The following is a 564-nucleotide window of genomic DNA, read 5'->3' on the forward strand; positions in this document are numbered from 1 at the left end:
CAGTTGGGCCGTGCGCTGCGAGCCGCGCCTCCAGCCCTTCATGCGCCTGTCTGGCAAGCTCCTGCGCCTCCGCCTTCACCGCCGCATCGGCGTCGGCGACGTCGCCGCCGGCAAAGCGGGGCAGGATCGGGTTGCGGGTCTTGGGATAGTAGGAGCAGCGCAGCGCGATTTCGACGGTGTTGTCGATCGCTTCCGGCAGATCGGCGAACAGCCTCGCCATGTCAGCCTGGCTTCTCAGAAAATTGTCGGGCGACAGGCGCCGGCGATTGTCCACGGCGACCACCGAACCTTCGGCGATGGCGATCAGCGCATCATGCGCCTCATAGTCGTCGCGCGAGGAGAAAAACGCCTCGTTGGTGGCAACCAGCGGCAAGTCATTGATGTAGGCGAGGTCGACTGACGATTTTTCGATGGCCCGGTCATAACCGGAAACCCGTTCCAGCTCGACATAGAGCCGGTCGCCGAACAGCGCCTTGAGCGCCAAAAGCCGCGTCTCGGCGAGGTCGCGGCGGTCCTCTTTCAGAGCATTGCCGATCGGGCCGCGCGGCCCGATCGGCAATGCTC

General features: G+C 64.9%; 1 pseudogene. It reads right to left on the minus strand.

What is annotated here, in order from left to right:
- Positions 1–564: pseudogene (locus tag EOA86_RS37655) on the minus strand (DNA polymerase III subunit alpha); the annotation flags it as partial.

The sequence above is a fragment of the Mesorhizobium sp. M5C.F.Ca.IN.020.32.2.1 genome, assembly GCF_004023105.1.
Taxonomy (GTDB): domain Bacteria; phylum Pseudomonadota; class Alphaproteobacteria; order Rhizobiales; family Rhizobiaceae; genus Mesorhizobium; species Mesorhizobium wenxiniae.